Here is a 1,729-nt window from a genome sequence, read left to right on the forward strand (position 1 = left end):
GCGATACGCAGCCAGCACCGCCATGCGGCCGATACGACCATCCGGCGCCAGCCGCCCGGTGCCGACCGGTTGCCCGTGGGCATCCAGCGCCAGCACGTGGGCGCAGACCGGGTCCAGGGCATCGCGCTCCAGGGCTGCGTCGATGCCCTGTTCCTGCACGAACACCCGCTGGCGCACGTCGTGGATGGCGACGTGGGCTTCGGCATGGCGTACCTGCTGGACCCGGAGCGGGCTCATGGTTCAGCCGCGGCTGGGGGTGCTGTCATCCTCGTCGTGGTCGTCGAAGTTGACGATCACTTCAATGCCATCGTCATGCACAGTCACCAGATGGACGTCATCGGACATGGCGTCAGCGTCGATGACCTCGACCTGCTCGCGGCCCTCGATCACCTCACCCAGCACCTCTTCCTCCTCGTCGGCATACACCTCGTTCGGATCGATCAGCTGGAACACGCCGCCGACCAGCAGTTGCTGCAGTACTGCGCGGCCCTTGTCGGACAGGCCGCGGTAGGCGGCAGCATCGAGCTGCTCGGCACCTGCCAGGCGTTGTGCGTCCTTGATCGGCAGGGCGAAATCCTGGCCGCTGACATACAGGCTGGCGCCACGCTTGGCCCGGCGCCAGGCCAGGCGCGCCCACGGGTGACGCTGCAGCAGCAGGCCCGACTGCAGGGCCTCGACCACTTCTTCCTGCGGCGGCGCGGCCTGGTGGGCCATCACCTCGCCGGCGGCGCGGTAGGTGGTGATGAAGCGGCCAAACCAGTCACCCAGCTTGTCGGGGTCGTTCATGCGGATGGCGTTGAGCGCGGTGATTACCCGCGCCATTGCCACGGTGTCGATTTCGTTCGGGTCGGCCGGTGCCTTCAGGTCGGCATCCTGGTAGCGGATGTTCTCGTCGGCATCGGCGATCAACGTGTCCAGATAATCACTGATCAGCTCGGCCGAGGACGGCGCGCGCATGCCGAACGAGAAGGTCAGGCAGGGGTCTTCGGCGACGCCGTGATGCGGCACGTTCGGCGGCAGGTACAGCATGTCGCCCGGCGCCAGCACCCAGTCGTGGGTCGGCTTGAACACCTGCAGCAGCTTCAGTTCCACGTCGGGGCGGAAGCCCAGCGGCGGGCGCTTGCCCTTGATCGATTCACTGGCATCGATCTGCCAGCGGCGGTGGCCGTGGGCCTGCAGCAGGAATACGTCGTACTGGTCGACATGGGCGCCGACCGAGCCACCGGTGGCGGCGAAGCTGATCATCACATCGTCCATGCGCCAGCGCGGCAGGAAGCTGAAGTGTTCGATCAGGGCGCGCACGTCCTTGTCCCACTTGTCCACGTCCTGCACCAGCAGGGTCCAGTCGTGGTCGGGCAGGGCCGGGAAGATGTCTTCCTGGAACGGGCCGCTGCGCACGCGCCAGCTGTCCTGGGCCTTGTCGTGCTCGATCAGGCGGGCCAGCACGCCCTCTTCGCAGGCCAGGCCCGCCAGGTCTTCCGGCTGTACGGGGGTCTGGAAGTCGGTGAACGCGTTGCGGATCAACAGCGGGCGTTTCTGCCAGAAGTCGCGCAGGAACACGGCCGGGGACATGCCCAGCGGCTGGCCACGACGGGCGTGGACTTCGATCAGGGGGGAGGTGGACTTGCGGGCGGCCATGGGGGAGTTCCTTGCAGCGGAAAGCGGGAGGGGCGGCGTGGCGGGCCGCCAAGGCCTCCATTGTCCGACGTTCGTTGGGATTGCGCACGTG

2 protein-coding genes are annotated in these 1,729 nt (G+C 67.4%); both read right to left on the reverse strand.

Features of this window, described 5'->3' with window-relative positions; translation table 11 throughout:
- On the reverse strand, nt 1-237 hold a 237-nt coding region (locus DBR20_RS22450; RefSeq protein ID WP_258223084.1), incomplete at its 3' end, for a GNAT family N-acyltransferase.
- A gap of 3 nt (nt 238-240) precedes the next feature.
- Nucleotides 241-1,638, reverse strand: a complete 1,398-nt coding sequence (locus DBR20_RS01485) for a cupin domain-containing protein (protein WP_108264941.1) — start codon at nt 1,636-1,638, stop codon at nt 241-243.
- Nucleotides 1,639-1,729 lie beyond the last annotated feature (91 nt).

It is taken from the genome of Stenotrophomonas sp. HMWF023 (genome assembly GCF_003060985.1).
GTDB classification, from domain to species: Bacteria; Pseudomonadota; Gammaproteobacteria; order Xanthomonadales; family Xanthomonadaceae; genus Stenotrophomonas; species Stenotrophomonas lactitubi.